The sequence below is a fragment of the Thermolongibacillus altinsuensis genome (assembly GCF_004341205.1).
Lineage (GTDB): Bacteria > Bacillota > Bacilli > Bacillales > Anoxybacillaceae > Thermolongibacillus > Thermolongibacillus altinsuensis.
In genome coordinates, this window is the sequence record NZ_SLUL01000010.1 from 82,911 (window position 1) to 99,985 (window position 17,075).

Genomic DNA, 17,075 nt, shown 5'->3' on the forward strand with positions numbered 1-17,075 from the left:
CTACGCTTTTATCTTAATACAATGCTATACATAAGTAAATAATAATTGTTTATAAGTTTCAGATAAATGTATATTTTTTATCAAAATTACAATAATAGAATATGGAGGTGAAGAACAATGGCCAAAAGAAAAGCGAATCATGTCATTCCAGGAATGAACGATGCCAGCGCCCAAGGAAAAGGAGCTGGTTACAACGAAGAATTTTCTAATGAACCCCTAACGGAAGAGCAGCGACAAAATAATAAAAAGCGCAAGAAAAATCAATAATCCCGCACAAAGCGGGATTATTCATATTGATTCACTTCATCTACAATGGCCTGTAAATCATCACGAAATTGTTCTAGCTGTTTCCGTTGTTTTTCTGAAGCAACTTCTAATGCATTATTAATTTGTGCGAACGCTTCATTTACTTCCTGTTTTAAATGTTTTAACTGACTGCCATAATCAGCCTGATCTTTCACAAGATGATCATACCATTCTTTTGCTTCCATCGTTCCTTGCTGTGCCGCTTGAAACGCTTGTTGTTTATTTTTATGATAAGGCAATGTTCTCACTCCTTCTCTTTTTCAGACAGTATTATCGTTCCAATGAAAATCAATAAATATGCGCAAAAAAGGGGAATAAATAACGAAAAACACCTCATCTTATAAAAGAAAGGAGCGTGGACATATGAATAAAAACACAAGCAAAGATATGCGTAAAAATGCACCAAAAGGAGATAACCCTGGGCAACCAGAGCCTTTAAGCGGATCAAAAAAAGTAAAAAACCGAAATCACACAAGACAAAAACATAATTCCAGTCATGATATGTAAAAGAACTTGATCAGAAAGAGAGGGACTGACATCGTTAAGTCAGTCCTTTATTATGCTTGATTCAACATTTCTTTTTTTACATAATAAATGTTGAATCATTTGAATGAGGTGGATGGAGATGTTAACAGGTTGGTTTTTATGGTTTATTTTATTTTGGACTGTTTTCCTTCTGGTCACGATGTCCATCGGTGGCTTTTTTATGTTTCGTAAATTTTTAAAACGTTTGCCAAAAGAAGATGGCAAATCGGAATTAGATTGGCAAGAGTATTATATTGAACAAACGCGTCATTTATGGTCCGAACCCGAAAAATCATTGTTAGAAGATTTAGTCAAACCGGTTCCAGAATTATTTCGTGACGTCGCTCGCCAAAAAATTGCTGGAAAAATTGGCGAATTAGCGTTAAAAGAAAAAGCGGAGCGAATTACTGAAGATTTGGTCATTCGCGGCTATATTCTCGCCACTCCAAAGCGCGATCATAAATTTTTAATCAAAGCGTTGAAAGAAAAACAAATCGATTTGGGGAAATATGAGCATTTACTAATGAAAAAAAGCTAATCTAAAAGCTCTACTTGCTTTTAGATTAGCTTTTTTGCTTTAACTCCGCTTGTATTTTTTTAAACGATACATACATGGCAATTCGCCATGGAACAATCATCGCAAATGCTAAAATCCAAAACATCCCAGCTAACTGTCCGTAATCGATCGTTTGGCTTAAATATGTTTTTAACGCGAGACGAATGAAAACAAGGCCGATCACAATAAAAGCAAAGGCCTTTGAACGTTTCAAATAAATTTCATTATTTCGCACTTCAAATCGAGATGTTTTGATTAATAAAATTGAAAACAGTGATCCAACAATCACTGCTTCAATCAATTCAAGCGTTGTTACCCGAAACATCGGATGCAAAAACATAAGTGCTCCCGTACTCATAAAAATAGGTGGTAAAATAATTTTTTTTGCCGTTGCAGGTCTTTTTGCCGCTTTCATTCGAACAAAAAGAACGAACACCGCCATAAATAAGGCAAAGACAGAGCTGAAAATTGCCAAGGTGATCTTTCCTTTCTTTTCGTACATTTTATAGCAGAACGCGCTGAATCGCTTCGATCACACGACTTTCATCAAACGGTTTAACAATGAAATCGGTCGCTCCTGCCTCAATCGCTTCAACAACCATTTTATGTTGCCCCATCGCGGAACACATAATAATTTTCGCATGCGGATCTTCTTTTTTAATGGCTTTCACCGCTTCAAGTCCGCTCATGACAGGCATCGTAATATCCAATGTAACAATATCTGGTTTTAATGATTTATACATTTCAACAGCTTGTTGACCGTTTTCTGCTTCGCCAACAACCTCATGATTTGCCTTTTTTAAAATGTTCGATAAAGTCATTCGCATGAATTTTGCATCATCGACAATTAAAACTTTGGCCATTCATATCCCCCCTCATACCTTCCAATCGCTTACCTATTAAAAACCTGTAAACCCCCCAAACATATTTGTAAGATAGATTGTAATTTTGGTCATCCAATCAAAAAATAAAACGACTCCCATCGCTACCATCACATATCCGCCAATCTTCATAATTTTCACATGGTATTTGCGAATCCATCCCATTTTACCAATGAAAAAGGATAAAAGCAAAAACGGAATAGCAAATCCGAGCGAATAAGCGGTCATATAGATAACCCCTAAACTCGGATTGGTTGCTGCTAAAGCGATCACAGAAACTAAAATCGGGCCTGTGCAAGGGGTCCAGCCAGCTGCGAATGCCATGCCGATCAAAAACGAACCGATATATCCAGAAGGGCGGTTTTGAAACGATAAACGCCGATCGCTCATAAGAAACTTTGGTTTAAAGACGCCCGCAATAACAAATCCGAAAAAGACCATCAAAATGGCGCCAATTTGACGAATGAAATCTTGGTATGTATGAAAAAATCGACCAAGCACCGATGTGCCGAAACCAATCGAAATAAAAATAAATGAAAAACCTAATAAGAAAAACAAAGTGTGAAGAAAACTTCGCTTTTTTAACAGCGCATAGTCCGATTTCAGATCGCTGACGGATATCCCTGTAATATACGATAAAAAGGCAGGATACAGCGGCAAGCAACAAGGTGAAATAAACGACAAAAAGCCAGCGCCGAAAGCAAGAAACAATTTGATATCGACCATGGTTAGGCACTCCAATTCCAATTTTTCATTGTTTATATTTTATCAAAAAAATAGAAAAACGAGCAATAATTCATCCTTCAATTACGGATGAGCAGCATACGCAAATTTGTGAAGTGACGAATTCTCTGATACTCTCACATTTTCATTTCGCTTAGAAGAGGAAGAATTGTGATTGATAAAAAAGACACTCTTCACGAGTGCCTGCGAGTTTCTTATTTAAATTGATTGTTCATCGCTTTCATCATTTGATTAATTTTCTTTTGTGATGGAGTCATCCCCATTTGCATCATCATCATGCGAATCATTTGTTCATTAATTGGTGGATTTTTCTTCAAATAGTTCATCATCGTTTTGCGAGCGATGAAAAACCCTAGCGCAACCCCAGCAACAAGCGCTAAAATGCCCACTAAAATGGTTGTCCCCATATTTTTTCCTCCTTCATGTTGTCTACATTACAGTGTACTAAACAATAAAACATTATACAATATTTTGCGCTGAAAATATGCGCTGAAAATATTTTTCTTTTACAAAAAGAAAGGGAGAGCGCTTCTCTCCCTTTTGCTTACTTGTTTAACAACGCTTTTACACGCGCAACAACATTGTCAACCGTAAATCCGTACTCTTGCATAATTTTCTCGCCTGGAGCTGAAGCACCAAAACGGTCAATCGCTAAGATGTCACCTTCGTCGCCTGTATAACGTTCCCAACCAAGCGATGATGCCATTTCAATGGCTAAACGTTTCTTTACATGTTTTGGAATGACGCTTTCTTTATATTCGGCTGGTTGTGCCTCAAAGCGATCCCATGACGGCATGCTCACAACAGAAACATGAATGCCCTCTGAAGCCAATACTTTCTGTGCCTCAACCGCAAGGCTTACTTCCGAACCTGAAGCGAGCAATAGCGCTTGCGGATCGCCATTTTGCGCCTCTGAAACGACATAGGCACCTCTTTTCACACCTTCATAAGCACGCTCTGCTGTTGTCGCAAGCGTAGGAAGGTTTTGTCTTGTTAACACAAGGGCTGTTGGGCGGTCAGTTGATTCTAGAGCTAAGCGCCACGCGGCTGCTGTCTCGTTCGCATCAGCCGGACGGATAACAGACATATTTGGCATCGCACGCAATGATGCTAATTGTTCAATTGGTTCATGCGTTGGACCGTCTTCACCGACTGCAATACTATCATGTGTAAACACATACGTAACCGGTAATCCCATTAATGCTGCTAAGCGAATCGCCGGACGTAAATAATCGGAGAAAACAAAGAACGTACCGCCGAACACTTTCACACCGCCATGAAGCGCCATACCGTTCATCGCTGCACCCATCGCAAACTCGCGGACACCAAACCAAATGTTGCGGCCTTCATAGCTACCTGGAAGGAAGTCTCCTGCTCCTTTAATCAACGTTTTGTTTGAACCAGCAAGGTCCGCAGAGCCTCCGATAAATTGTGGAACGACTTTCGCAATGGCATTGAGCACTTCACCTGATGAAGCACGAGTAGCTAAACTTTTTCCTTCTTCATAAACTGGTAAATGTTCATGCCATCCTTCTGGAAGTTTTCCTTCCATCGCTAATTCTAACTGTTTAGCTAATTCTGGATAAGCTTGTTTGTAGCGCGCAAATAATTCGTTCCATTCTGCTTCTTTTTTCTCTCCAGCTTCTTTTACGACCTTTTTAAAATGAGCGTATACTTCATCTGGAACATAGAAATCTTCTTCAAATGTCCACTTGTACGCTTCTTTTGTTAACTTAATCTCGTCTTTTCCAAGCGGAGAACCGTGTACATCGGCTGTTCCAGCTTTGTTTGGAGAACCATACCCGATCGTTGTTTTTACTTCAATTAATGTCGGACGATCTAAATCTTTTTGTGCCTCCGCAATCGCATTGGCAATTTCTTCGATATTATTTCCGTCTTCTACACGGAGATATTGCCAGCCGTATGCTTTGAATCGCTGTTCAACACTTTCTGAGAACGATAAGCGTAGCTCCCCGTCAAGAGAAATATCATTGGAGTCATAAAGAACGATCAGGCGACCGAGTTTTAAATGTCCAGCAAGCGAAGCAGCTTCAGCTGAAACGCCTTCCATTAAATCGCCATCACCGCAAATGGCATATGTGAAATGGTTAATGATCTCAAAGTTTTCTTTGTTGTATGTAGCTGCTAAATGACGTTCAGCCATCGCCATACCAACGGCCATCGCAATTCCTTGTCCGAGTGGACCCGTTGTTGCCTCCACTCCTGGTGTATGTCCGTATTCTGGATGGCCCGGTGTTTTGCTACCCCATTGACGGAACTGCTTAATATCTTCCATTGTTACGTCATAGCCGCTTAAATGAAGCAAGCTATACAAAAGCATTGAACCGTGTCCTGCAGATAACACAAAACGGTCACGGTTGAACCATTTTGGGTTGCTTGGATTGTGGTTCATAAACTTTGTCCAAAGTGTATAAGCCATCGGTGCTGCGCCCATCGGCATGCCTGGATGACCCGAATTTGCTTTTTCAATCGCATCAATCGAAAGTGTTCGGATAGTTGCAATCGATAGTTGATCAATCGTATGTGCCATCGTTTTCATCCTTTCATTATTAAATGTTTTTCACTTTTTATCATATAGAAAAGCAGAAAAAATGTACAATGCTTCACGAGATATTTTTGTGACAAACTCGTTAAAGAAAAAAGAGAACATTTACTCTATTTATGTTCCCCATCCTCATTGGCTTAATGCAATCTTTTTCTTTTGCTTTCTTTCAGTTTTTGCGGTGTCACATCGTTTCCGTTTGGATCGATAATTTTTACAGAATGAAGCGTTTCAATCATCGCTGCTCGAAATGCCTGGACATATTCACGGCGCAATTGCGCTTGTTCTTCTTGTTCAGCTGTTGTCAATCCTTCGGTTTTCGCTTTTTTTGCCAGAAAATTGATTCGTAAAATTTTTTCTTGTGATAGCATTCTTCACCATACCTTTTTATTTATTTTCACCTGTTTCATCATACAAAAACTTTTCATCGTTGACAAGCGCTGCGCTTTGTTCCTTCACATACTCTTGATAACGTCGGTGAACGGTTGCTTTGGACACATCATAACCAAAGCCTCGCAATGTCGCAGCAATTTCTGCAAAGGTTAACTCATTTTTTCTTAAGCGAACAATTTCTTCGATCGGTACCTCTTTACGCTCTCTTCCAGCATTTTGACCCATGTTACGCAAATTTTTTTCTGGACGATACCCTTTCGAAACCGCTCGCTGCATCCCGCGCTTAATTTTTAAATTATGTATTTTTCGTTGGTATTCTTCAACAATGCTAATAATCTCTAACACCATTGAATCCGCTTCCGATAACTGCAGTTCACCTCGATGGCTTACGGTGTAAATTTTCACTCCTTCTTTTTGAAGGCAACGAAGGAGAGCAATTTTCGCATTTCCTCTTCCGAGACGCGTTTCATCTTGAACTAACAAAACATCGATATCATGTTCTTTAATCGCGCTTAACAGTTCAATGATTCCATCACGCTCGATGTCATATCCACTCGCTTGCTCCTCAATGATTTTCACAACATCCATATGATATTCAGACGCCAGCTTTTCTAATTCCTCTCTTTGTCTTTGTAAAGATGTTTCTTGCGATTCTTTTGTTGTGCTTACACGGCAATAAATAATTGCTTTCATCGTGATTCCCTTCTCTTATTTTTCTTTCCCTGCTAAAAGCGGTTCGTTATATTCCGATTTTAGCACAGGAATCACAATTTTCTCACCTGCTACAAGTTGGCCGTTTGGCAATTGATTCACATCCATGACCCATTTAATAAATTCCTCTCTCGAAAGGTTATGCTCATTTTTATATTTTTCAGCGAGATTCCAAAGAGTATCGCCTACAGACACAGTAATTTCGACGTATTTTTCTTTCTCTACAGGCTCTGTTGCATATAAAAGTGCGACTAAAAAACTAAAACTTAAAACAGAGAAAACCACATAATGAATTTTACTCATGCCAATCCTCCTAGGAATGTTTGTTCGTATTTATAATAATAAGAACCTTTGTTCGTGTCAACACTTTTTTTCGAACTTATGTTTGTATATTGTTATGAAACGTGTTATAATATAAGAAAAGATTGACAGTATGAGGTGTATAACAAAATGGTCAAATTATCTAAAAGGCAACAACAAATTTTAGAGTTTATTAAGCACGAGGTACAGACAAAAGGTTATCCTCCGTCCGTTCGCGAAATTGGTGAAGCGGTCGGTTTAGCTTCAAGCTCAACGGTCCATGGCCATTTGGCTCGATTAGAAAGCAAAGGTTTGATTCGCCGCGATCCAACAAAACCTCGTGCCATTGAAATACTAGATTCTTCTCCTTCTATTCCGAAAGCAAATGTTGTAAACGTCCCGATCGTTGGAAAAGTGACCGCTGGGCAGCCAATTACAGCCATTGAAAATGTAGAAGAGTATTTTCCGCTTCCGGAGCGATTTGTTTCACCAGATGATCAAGTGTTTATGTTGCAAGTTGTCGGCGATAGCATGATCGAGGCGGGAATTTTAAACGGAGACTATGTCATTGTCCGACAGCAACAAACCGCCAATAATGGCGATATTGTCGTAGCCATGACAGAAGACAACGAAGCAACAGTGAAGCGCTTTTTTAAAGAAAAAGACCATATTCGTCTACAACCAGAAAACTCATCAATGGAACCAATCATCGTTCAGCATGCTGTCATCCTTGGAAAGGTGATTGGTGTCTACCGTATGATTCATTAAAAAAAGCTAACGGAAAACCGTTAGCTTTTTTAATATAGTGTCATATATTGTTCGCGTTCCCACGGATGGATCGCCGTACGGAACATATCCCACTCAATTTCTTTCGCTTCAACAAAATGCTCAAATATATGTTTACCTAAAGCGTTGACAATCACTTCGTCTGATTTTAAGTTTTCAAGTGCTTCCGCTAATGTTGCAGGCAAGTCAACAATTCCGTTTTCAAGGCGCTCTTCTTTTGTCATCACATAAATGTTACGATCAACTGGCGCTGGAGGAGTGAGTTTATTTCTAATTCCGTCCAAACCAGCCGCTAACAGTACCGCCATGGCTAAGTACGGATTTGCTGCAGGGTCCACACTGCGCACTTCGATCCGTGTGCTCATGCCGCGTGACGCAGGAATGCGGATAAGCGGGCTACGGTTGCGAGCAGACCAAGCAACATAGCATGGCGCTTCATATCCAGGAACAAGACGTTTATAAGAGTTGACGATTGGGTTTGTTACCGCTGTAAAGTTTGGCGCATGCTTTAATACTCCGGCAATAAATTGAAGCGCTACATCACTTAATTGTAACTCACCGTTCGGATCGAAAAATGCATTTTCTCCATTTCTAAATAAAGATAGGTTGCAATGCATGCCTGAACCGTTTACACCGAACAACGGCTTTGGCATAAACGTTGCGTGCAATCCGTGTTTGCGCGCAACCGTTTTGACGACAAGCTTAAATGTTTGAATATCATCGCACGCCTTTACAGCATTTGCGTATTTAAAGTCAATTTCATGTTGTCCCGGTGCCACTTCATGGTGAGATGCTTCAATTTCAAATCCCATTTCTTCGAGCTCTAATACGATATCGCGGCGGCAGTTTTCGCCTAAGTCTGTCGGTGCTAAGTCAAAGTAACCACCATTATCGTTTAACTCAAGAGTAGGTTCGCCTTTTTCATCTAACTTAAATAAGAAAAACTCTGGTTCTGCTCCAAGGTTGAAATCGGTAAAACCGAACTCTTCCATTTCTTTTAATACACGTTTTAAGTTGTAACGCGGACAACCCTCAAACGGCGTGCCATCTGAGTTATAGATGTCACAAATAAAGCGAGCCACTTTTCCTTTTTCTGCTGTCCACGGGAAAATAACAAACGTGTCTAAATCCGGATACAAATACATATCCGATTCTTCAATGCGAACAAATCCTTCAATGGAGGATCCGTCAAACATCATTTTATTGTCGAGCGCCTTTTCCAATTGGCTCACAGGAATTTCAACGTTTTTAATTGTGCCGAGAATGTCCGTAAACTGCAAACGGATATACTTTACATTCTCTTCCCTTACAATGCGCAAAATGTCTTCTCTTGTGTACTTAGCCATTTCATTTCCTCCCCCAGATTCTTTCTGCTATTTATGTTAAAAATATAAAAACAAACTTAATGGAAAAATCGCGCCATGTCTCCTTGACGGAGGGTAGCACGGTTGAAACGACCTGCCTGCATCAATTCAGTACGTAAAAGCTCACGCAATTCTTCTTCTGACAAATCTTGTTTAACCACTTTTGGTGTGGCAGGTGTGTTCGATTTGTTCGGTTGTTTCGGCTGTTCGGGTTGTTCCGCTTGTTTGCGCGAAGCAAAAATTTGTTTAATACCTGCTAAATTGACTCCTTGTTCAATTAAGTCTTTAATTTCAAGAAGTCGGTCTATATCGTTAAACGAAAATAAACGACGATTTCCTTCTGTTCGTGCAGGAGAAACAAGGCCATGTTCTTCGTAATAACGAATTTGTCGTGCAGATAGACCTGTTAGCTGCATCACAATTCCAATTGGAAACAACGGCATGGAGCGTCGAATATGGCTACTCATGTCGGTTCCTCCCTCATCTCTACTTGCCTTTATTTTACACCATGTCAAAAATCATGTCAATTACATGTTATGTTTTATCACATCATTTTTTTCTGAAAATAAAGAAAAAATGAAAGGAGGATTCTTTTACAATTGAATGAGTTTTTTCTCCATCAACTGATCGATCGCAATACAAATCGCAATTTTGACATGAGAGTAGGTCAATCCCCCTTGCACATAAGCAACATATGGAGGCCGAATCGGTCCATCTGCAGATAGCTCAATGCTTGCTCCTTGAATAAATGTTCCTGCCGCCATGATCACATCATCTTCGTACCCCGGCATATAGTTCGGATACGGGGTAAAATGAGCATTAACAGGAGAGGCATGCTGAATCGCTTGACAAAACGCAATCATCTTTTCCCGGTCATCAAACTGGACAGATTGAATGAGATCGGTCCGCTTGGCATTCCATTTCGGATATGTATTCATTCCGATTTTCTCTAATAATGCTGCTGTAAATACAGCGCCTTTCAACGCTTGTCCGACCACATGAGGAGCTAAGAAAAAGCCTTGGTACATTTCTTGCAAGCTGTAAAGGGATGCCCCGGCTTCCGCCCCAATTCCCGGCGAAGTCATTCGATAGGCACATGCCTGCACGTATTCTTTTTTTCCGACAATATATCCTCCCGTCTTCGCAAGCCCTCCGCCTGGATTTTTAATGAGCGAGCCAGCGATTAAATCCGCACCAACATGGCACGGTTCCTGCTCTTCAACAAACTCTCCATAACAGTTATCAACAAACACAACCACATCTGGTTTGATGGATTTAACAAAATCAATCATCTCTTTGATTTCAGCAATCGTGAACGATGGGCGCGGGTCGTATCCCTTTGAACGTTGAATTCCGATCATTTTTGTTCGTTCGTTGATCGCATTTTTGACTGCTTGAAAGTCGACCTTCCCCTCTTCTGTTAGCGGAACGCTTTTATAACCAATATGAAACTCCTTCAATGAGCCGATTCCGCTACCGCGAATGCCGACAATTTCTTCAAGTGTGTCATATGGCTTTCCCGTAATGTAAAGAAGTTCATCACCAGGGCGAAGAATGCCAAATAAAGCAATCGAAATCGCATGTGTTCCAGAGATGATTTGCGGACGAACAAGTCCCGCTTCTCCGCCAAATACATCGGCATACACGCGTTCTAATGTGTCGCGCCCGATATCATCGTAACCATATCCAGTTGATGGAATAAAATGCGTATCGCTTATTTGATGACGTCGAAAACTTTGCAAGACGCGGTATTGATTGTAGTCAATTCGTTCATCGATTTCTTTATGAATCGAAGCAATTTGTGCTTCTACTTCTTTGACGAGTGATGCAATTTTTTCTCCGTGTTTTAAATGTTGAAACATACAACAAACCCTTTCTATTTTTGGTATATTCTTAGTTGTCCATGAAGCGGATGCGTTGGTAATACATACCCTTTGCATTCATACATGCCATTTTGTTCGTTGTAATGCAATTCGCGTAAAATCGTTTCCGTTTTTAGTTGAGAAAGCAGTTTTCCTTCAAAGGTTGGAATCAGTACATGATACGGAGTCATCAGTTCAATCATTGTTTCCTCAATAAACTGCCGCAGCTGCTGCAAATCGTGTTGGTTCAATGCGCTAATGGTAATAGAAGCGGTTTTTGAGCTTGGCACAAAATCAGGATGAACAATATCGCGTTTGTTATAAACGGTAACGATCGGAATCGACGAAACATCCAACTCTTCTAGTAATTCATAAACCGTTTGTTCATGGTGATAGTAATCCGGATTCGATGAGTCAACGATGTGTAAAATCAAGTCCGCTTCTTTCACCTCTTCAAGCGTCGAACGGAAAGCAGCCACTAATGTCGTCGGCAAGTCTTGAATAAAGCCAACCGTATCAGTCAAAAGAGCCGTATATCCGCTTGGGAGAGTCAATTTTCGCGTTAATGGATCCAGTGTTGCGAACAACAAATTTTCTTCAAACGAATCTGCATGCGTCAAACGATTAAATAATGTCGACTTTCCCGCATTCGTATAACCAACGAGAGAAATTTGAAACACATGATTTTTTTTGCGGCGCTCGCGATAACGTTCGCGATGTTCCTTAACCATTTTTAACTGTTCTTTAATTTCATCAATACGGCGATGAATATGGCGACGGTCCGTTTCTAATTTCGTCTCTCCAGGTCCTCTCGTCCCGATTCCTCCACCAAGGCGAGATAATTCCGTTCCTTGGCCGCTCAAGCGAGGCAGTAAATATTGCAGTTGCGCAAGTTCTACTTGCAGTTTTCCTTCTCTTGATCGTGCGCGTTGAGCGAATATATCTAAAATGAGTTGCGTGCGGTCAATGACTCGCGTGTTCAGTTGGCGAGAAAGATTACGGTTTTGACTTGGAGATAACTCATCATTGAAAATGACAACATCTGGTTCAAATTGTTCTACAAGCCGGATGAGCTCTTCGACTTTTCCTTTTCCAATATACGTAGCGGGATGAATCGTTTCCCGTTTTTGCGTTAGCATCATGACAACTTCGCCGTTTGCCGTATGGACAAGCGATTTTAATTCTTCCATCGAATACGAAAATCGCTCATCGTCTACGTTTGGAAGCTGACAGCCGACTAAAATGACTTTTTCCCGTTCGTTTGTTTGCAAGTCTTTCAATCTCATACCTCCTTTCTTTCTGTATAGATTGAAGTTAATTTTTCGACATATGTTATTTTTCCCCTCGATGTCGGGGATCACATATCATATGATGAAGCAAGCCTTTATTAATCATAGCAAATCTTTTTGGAAATCGCTATGAGTCGAAAATGATGGTGTGAGTCAATTTTTTGTAAAAAAATTTGGCAGACTGGGCATGCGAACCGTATGCCAATCCGAACGAAGAACACTCCACGGACCAATATATTTGTCCGATGGCATTCTCGTTCGGAAAAAGTGGCAGAAAATTATCTTCCCATAAACATGTTACTCAGCCGAAAATGATGATTGATTTTCGGATTCATTCTTCTTACAATCTTTACATGGAAAGTATATAGAAAGGGCTTTGCTTATGACGTGGGAAGTGTTAAGCATCATCGGTACCATTGCTTTTGCGATTAGCGGAGCGATTGTGGCAATGGAAGAAGAGTACGATTTACTCGGCGTGTATATTCTCGGCATTGTGACGGCCTTTGGCGGCGGAGCGATCCGCAACGTATTGATTGGCGTTCCTGTATCCGCTCTTTGGCAACAAGAATCGTTATTTTTAGTCGCGTTTATTTCTATGACGCTCGTTTATTTATTCCCGCAAAAAATGTTGCCGCATTGGCAGCGATGGGGAAATTTTTTTGATGCGATCGGTTTATCCGCTTTTGCGATCCAAGGAGCTTTGTATGCGGTAAAAATGAATCATCCGCTCAGTGCTGTGATCGTGGCCGCTGTGTTAACAGGTAGCGGCGGAGGAATCATTCGCGATGTTCTTGCAGGACGAAAACCGCTTGTTCTTCGCGCTGAAATTTATGCAGCATGGGCCATTGTTGCAGGGTTAGCCATCGGTACAGGCTTAGCTAAATCGCCTGTTCAACTCTATATTTTGTTTATCGTTGTCACCGTGTTACGCATTTTATCTTACACGTATAATTGGAAGTTACCGAATAAATCATTAAAAACAGAAACATTATAAAAAGCAGCGCAAAGTGCTTGCGCTGCTTTTCTTCTACTCGCTCCATCGCTCGATGATGGTAGCCGTTGCCATACCATGACCAATACAAATCGTTAATAACCCATATTTTCCTTGTCTTCGTTCAAGTTCATGAACAAGCGAGGTCATCAGCTTGACACCTGTTGCTCCTAGCGGATGACCCAAGGCGATGGCGCCACCGTTCACATTGACTTTCGAAAACGGAGCACCGATCTCTTTTTGCCACGCTAAAACGACAGGAGCAAACGCTTCGTTAATTTCCACAAGATCGATATCGTTGATCGTCAACCCAGCTTTTTGTAATACTTTTTTTGTTGCGGGGATCACACCATCAAGCATATAAGTCGGGTCAGATCCTACGACCACTTGGGCGATGATTTTCGCCTTTGGTTTTAATCCCAGTTGCAATGCTTTTTGAAGCTCCATTAATAGCACAGCGGCGGCTCCATCGCTCATTTGACTTGCATTTCCTGCGGTAATCTTTCCGTCTTGCTTAAAAACAGGCTTTAGTGAAGCAAGCGCTTCGAGCGATGTATCTTTACGCGGACCTTCGTCGGCGGTAACCGTGATTGCGTTTCCATCTTTATCAAGCCCTTGAACCGGTACAATTTCTTGATCAAATATTCCGTTTTCTTGAGCAGTAATGGCGCGCCGATGACTTTCATACGCATACTCATCTAATTGCTCGCGCGTCAAATGATATTTTTCAGCGATTAGCTCTGCAGAAATTCCTTGATGCACAAACTCGTATTTTTCATGTAGAGACGGCGGAATGGTCCGTTCATTTCCATCGCTTAAAATCGGTACTTTCGTCATGCTTTCGACACCTGCAGCAATCGTAACATCCATATCGCCTGATTTAATTTCCTGCGCTGCGAAATGAAGCGCTTGTTGGCCAGAACCGCACATCCGATTGATTTGTACTGCTGGCACCTCAACCGGAAAACCTGCTTCTAAAGCGGCGAGACGCCCAATGTTATACCCTTGCTCAGCGATCGGAGTGACACACCCCATCACAATATCTTCCACTAATTCTTTCGACAGTCCCGCCCGCTTCACAACTTCATCCAGTACCGCAGCTGCCAAATGAACGGGATGAACATCGCGAAACACGCCGTTTCGTTTGCCGACAGGAGTGCGCACCGCTTCGACAATGACGACTTCTCTCATGATCGTTCTCTCCTTCGTTTATTCGTTGTATGTGTAAAACCCTTTTCCTGTTTTTCTTCCTAAATATCCCGCCTCAACAAGCTTTCGTAACGTTTGCGGCGGACGGAAACGGTCACCGTATGCTTCAGTCAGATTTTCACTGACAAATAGCATCGTATCTAAGCCGACTAAATCGGCAAGCTCTAATGGTCCCATCGGATAATTTAAGCCGAGGCGAACGGCTTTATCGATATGTTCCGCAGACGCCACTCCTTCTTCGTACATGCGAATACATTCAATCATGTGCGCCGCAAGCGCCCTGGTCGTCACAAACCCTTGCATATCTTTTACGATCACCGTTTCCTTGCCAATTTCTTCGGATAATTGTTGAATCGTTTCAACCGTTTCTTCCGAAGTCGTTACTCCTTTAACGATTTCGATTAACTTCATAACCGGAGCAGGGTTAAACCAATGCATGCCGACAACTTGATCCGGACGTGTCGTCGCCGAAGCAATCGCGGTGACGCTTAATTCTGATGTATTCGTTGCTAAAATCGCCTCGCGTTTCGCATAACGATCCAACTCTTGAAAAATATTTTTCTTTAATTGTAAATTTTCTGGAACAGCTTCAATCACAACATCTGCATCTTTAACAGCGTCTTGTAAATTTGTATTGATTTGAATGCGCTCGATCACTTGCTTCGCTTCTTGTTCCGATAATTTCCCTGCTTTGACAAAACGAGAGAGGCTTTTTTGAATCGAATTCATTCCTTTTTCAAGAGCAACGTCCGAAATATCATATAAATAAACGTTTTTCTTTCCCATCGCAACGGATTGAGCAATGCCGCTTCCCATCAAACCTGCACCAATGACAGCGATTGTTTGTACCATCAAAACCCCTCCAATTGCATTGTATTATTTAACATTTGAAAAATATTCGCGCAGTTGCTCACGTAATTTTAATTTCAAAAATTTTCCGACACTTGTTTTCGGAATTTCCTTCATAAACACCACATCGTCCGGAAGCCACCATTTCGCAAACTGCGGTCGTAAAAAGTCATATAGCTCTTCTTTTGTCACGGTCTTGCCTTCTTTTACGACAACGCAAGCGATCGGACGTTCTTGCCACTGCGGATGCGGGACAGCGACAACCGCTGCTTCAAACACCGCTTCATGCGCCATTAACGCATTTTCTAAATCGACAGAAGAAATCCATTCCCCACCGCTTTTAATGACATCTTTTGTGCGGTCAACAATTTTGATAAATCCTTCTTCATCGATTGTCACGACATCGCCTGTGTATAGCCAACCATCGCGAAACGCTGTTTGGCTTCGCTCGTCATTGTAGTATTCATCGGCAATCCACGGTCCGCGCAAACATAGCTCTCCCATTTCGATTCCGTCCCATTTGACATCGCCATCTTTCCCGACGATTTTCATTTCCAACCCCGGAACAAGGATTCCTTGTTTGGCGCGAATGTCTAATTTTTCCTCGTTTGATAAGTGTTGTTGGTAGCTTTTTAGACGAGAAAGAAGAACAAGCGGGCTCGTCTCCGTCATCCCGTAAGCGTGGATAAATGGAATGCGATATTTTTCTTCAAACGCGCGAATCATTCCTTTTGGCGCTGCCGCTCCCCCGCATAAAATACGAGTCAAACTGCTTAAGTCGTAATTTCCTTTTTCCAACTCGTTCAATAATCCAAGCCAAATGGTCGGCACTCCTGCCGCGAGCGTTACTTTTTCCGCTTCCATTAATTCTGCAATCGTTTTTGGTGTAAACGACGGACCCGGCATTACTAATGTCGTGCCATACCACGTAGCGGCAAAAGGGAGCCCCCAAGCGTTTGCATGAAACATCGGCACAACCGGCATGGCGACATCCGCTTCAGATAGCGCCGCACTATCCGCTAATCCAAGCGCCATGCTGTGTAACACAATGCCGCGATGGGAGTACACAACGCCTTTTGGATTTCCAGTTGTTGCCGATGTATAGCACATTCCTGCTGGACTATTTTCGTCTAAATCTTTTACGAATGAAAAGGTTGGATTCCCTTTTTCAAGAAGCTCTTCATAATGATAAACCGGATCAAGCGTCGTCTCCGGAAGCGTTTTCTCATCTGTCATAATCACAAACGCACGCACATTCGGAATCTCGTCTTTTACTTTCTCGATGAGCGGAAGCAAGTCATCATCGACAAGCAGCACCCGATCATCGGCATGATTAATAATATAGGAAATGTGTTGCGGTGAAAGACGAATGTTAATCGTATGGAGAACGGCCCCTATTCCTGGAATCGCAAAGTACGCTTCCAAATGGCGATGGTGGTTCCAAGCAAATGTACCGACCCGGTCGCCGACTTCGACCCCGAGCTGTTTTAATGCGCTTGCAAGCCGTCTCGTTCGCTCGCCGATTTCTTTATAGGTGTGGCGCACAACACCATGTTTCATGCGTGAGATGACTTGCTTTTTCGGAAAAAATGTTTCTGCCCTCTCAAGCATTGTCGCAATATTTAATGGAACATTCATCATCGTGAATCAACCTCCCTCTATAAAATAACGATTTTCTCGTTTTTTCTTTGAATTTCTTCGATTTTCATGAACATAGACGTTTTGTAGACATCAGAAATAAGGATA

The 17,075-nt window shown here is 41.6% G+C and carries 21 protein-coding genes; 5 read left to right on the forward strand and 16 right to left on the reverse strand.

Annotated elements, in window-relative coordinates; translation table 11 throughout:
- Positions 1-117 precede the first annotated feature (117 nt).
- On the forward strand, positions 118-267 hold the full coding sequence (sspO, locus tag EDD69_RS10305) for a small acid-soluble spore protein O (protein ID WP_132948875.1): 150 nt from the start codon (positions 118-120) through the stop codon (positions 265-267).
- A 17-nt stretch (positions 268-284) separates the two neighbouring features.
- On the opposite strand, the gene EDD69_RS10310 is transcribed toward sspO, so the two are convergent.
- A complete protein-coding gene (locus EDD69_RS10310) occupies positions 285-545 on the reverse strand; it encodes a hypothetical protein (RefSeq protein WP_132948876.1) in 261 nt (86 codons plus the stop codon).
- A 124-nt stretch (positions 546-669) separates the two neighbouring features.
- Here EDD69_RS10310 and EDD69_RS10315 point away from each other — a divergent pair, with 124 nt between their 5' ends.
- Positions 670-813, forward strand: a complete 144-nt coding sequence (locus EDD69_RS10315) for a small acid-soluble spore protein P (protein WP_132948877.1) — start codon at positions 670-672, stop codon at positions 811-813.
- Between the two features lie 118 nt (positions 814-931).
- The gene (locus EDD69_RS10320) at positions 932-1,369 is read left to right on the forward strand and encodes a DUF2621 domain-containing protein (RefSeq protein ID WP_132948878.1); all 438 of its coding nucleotides are present in this window, start codon (positions 932-934) and stop codon (positions 1,367-1,369) included.
- 25 nt (positions 1,370-1,394) lie between these two features.
- Here the strand turns inward: EDD69_RS10320 and EDD69_RS10325 are convergent, their stop codons facing one another.
- The 8 genes from EDD69_RS10325 to yneA all read right to left on the reverse strand — a co-directional run bounded on the left by EDD69_RS10325 (position 1,395) and on the right by yneA (position 6,982).
- Positions 1,395-1,862, reverse strand: a complete 468-nt coding sequence (locus EDD69_RS10325; protein ID WP_165871773.1) for a CcdC family protein — start codon at positions 1,860-1,862, stop codon at positions 1,395-1,397.
- A 28-nt stretch (positions 1,863-1,890) separates the two neighbouring features.
- The gene (locus EDD69_RS10330; RefSeq protein WP_132948880.1) at positions 1,891-2,250 is read right to left on the reverse strand and encodes a response regulator; all 360 of its coding nucleotides are present in this window, start codon (positions 2,248-2,250) and stop codon (positions 1,891-1,893) included.
- 36 nt (positions 2,251-2,286) lie between these two features.
- A complete protein-coding gene (locus EDD69_RS10335) occupies positions 2,287-2,994 on the reverse strand; it encodes a cytochrome c biogenesis CcdA family protein (protein WP_132948881.1) in 708 nt (235 codons plus the stop codon).
- A 212-nt stretch (positions 2,995-3,206) separates the two neighbouring features.
- The gene (locus EDD69_RS10340) at positions 3,207-3,419 is read right to left on the reverse strand and encodes a YneF family protein (RefSeq protein WP_132948882.1); all 213 of its coding nucleotides are present in this window, start codon (positions 3,417-3,419) and stop codon (positions 3,207-3,209) included.
- Positions 3,420-3,556: 137 nt separating this feature from the next.
- Positions 3,557-5,563: a transketolase gene (gene tkt / locus EDD69_RS10345; RefSeq protein ID WP_132948883.1), complete on the reverse strand. Its 2,007-nt coding sequence runs from the start codon at positions 5,561-5,563 to the stop codon at positions 3,557-3,559.
- 152 nt (positions 5,564-5,715) lie between these two features.
- On the reverse strand, positions 5,716-5,946 hold the full coding sequence (locus tag EDD69_RS10350; protein WP_132948884.1) for a DUF896 domain-containing protein: 231 nt from the start codon (positions 5,944-5,946) through the stop codon (positions 5,716-5,718).
- Positions 5,947-5,962: 16 nt separating this feature from the next.
- The gene (locus tag EDD69_RS10355; protein WP_132948885.1) at positions 5,963-6,661 is read right to left on the reverse strand and encodes a YneB family resolvase-like protein; all 699 of its coding nucleotides are present in this window, start codon (positions 6,659-6,661) and stop codon (positions 5,963-5,965) included.
- Between the two features lie 15 nt (positions 6,662-6,676).
- A complete protein-coding gene (gene yneA, locus EDD69_RS10360) occupies positions 6,677-6,982 on the reverse strand; it encodes a cell division suppressor protein YneA (protein ID WP_132948886.1) in 306 nt (101 codons plus the stop codon).
- A gap of 147 nt (positions 6,983-7,129) precedes the next feature.
- Between yneA and lexA the strand changes: the two genes are divergently transcribed.
- Positions 7,130-7,747 carry a transcriptional repressor LexA gene (gene lexA / locus EDD69_RS10365; RefSeq protein WP_132948887.1) on the forward strand — a complete coding sequence of 206 codons (618 nt, stop codon included), beginning with the start codon at positions 7,130-7,132 and terminating at the stop codon, positions 7,745-7,747.
- A 29-nt stretch (positions 7,748-7,776) separates the two neighbouring features.
- Here the strand turns inward: lexA and glnA are convergent, their stop codons facing one another.
- From glnA to hflX, 4 genes are all read right to left on the reverse strand, one after another.
- Positions 7,777-9,111, reverse strand: coding sequence for a type I glutamate--ammonia ligase (glnA, locus tag EDD69_RS10370; RefSeq protein WP_132948888.1), 1,335 nt, complete (start codon positions 9,109-9,111; stop codon positions 7,777-7,779).
- Between the two features lie 56 nt (positions 9,112-9,167).
- Complete coding sequence (locus tag EDD69_RS10375) at positions 9,168-9,596, reverse strand: MerR family transcriptional regulator (RefSeq protein WP_132948889.1); 429 nt, start codon at positions 9,594-9,596, stop codon at positions 9,168-9,170.
- 126 nt (positions 9,597-9,722) lie between these two features.
- Positions 9,723-10,991, reverse strand: a complete 1,269-nt coding sequence (locus EDD69_RS10380) for a methionine gamma-lyase family protein (RefSeq protein WP_132948890.1) — start codon at positions 10,989-10,991, stop codon at positions 9,723-9,725.
- A 14-nt stretch (positions 10,992-11,005) separates the two neighbouring features.
- A complete protein-coding gene (gene hflX / locus EDD69_RS10385; protein ID WP_243643097.1) occupies positions 11,006-12,271 on the reverse strand; it encodes a GTPase HflX in 1,266 nt (421 codons plus the stop codon).
- Positions 12,272-12,662: 391 nt separating this feature from the next.
- Here hflX and EDD69_RS10390 point away from each other — a divergent pair, with 391 nt between their 5' ends.
- Positions 12,663-13,274, forward strand: a complete 612-nt coding sequence (locus EDD69_RS10390) for a trimeric intracellular cation channel family protein (RefSeq protein ID WP_132948892.1) — start codon at positions 12,663-12,665, stop codon at positions 13,272-13,274.
- Positions 13,275-13,307: 33 nt separating this feature from the next.
- Here the strand turns inward: EDD69_RS10390 and EDD69_RS10395 are convergent, their stop codons facing one another.
- Genes EDD69_RS10395 through EDD69_RS10405 form a run of 3 tightly spaced genes read right to left on the reverse strand, consistent with a single transcriptional unit; the run spans position 13,308 to position 16,970 of the window.
- Positions 13,308-14,462 carry a thiolase family protein gene (locus EDD69_RS10395; RefSeq protein WP_132948893.1) on the reverse strand — a complete coding sequence of 385 codons (1,155 nt, stop codon included), beginning with the start codon at positions 14,460-14,462 and terminating at the stop codon, positions 13,308-13,310.
- A gap of 18 nt (positions 14,463-14,480) precedes the next feature.
- A complete protein-coding gene (locus tag EDD69_RS10400; protein ID WP_132948894.1) occupies positions 14,481-15,332 on the reverse strand; it encodes a 3-hydroxyacyl-CoA dehydrogenase family protein in 852 nt (283 codons plus the stop codon).
- A gap of 24 nt (positions 15,333-15,356) precedes the next feature.
- A complete protein-coding gene (locus EDD69_RS10405) occupies positions 15,357-16,970 on the reverse strand; it encodes a long-chain fatty acid--CoA ligase (protein WP_132948895.1) in 1,614 nt (537 codons plus the stop codon).
- Positions 16,971-17,075: the final 105 nt, after the last annotated feature.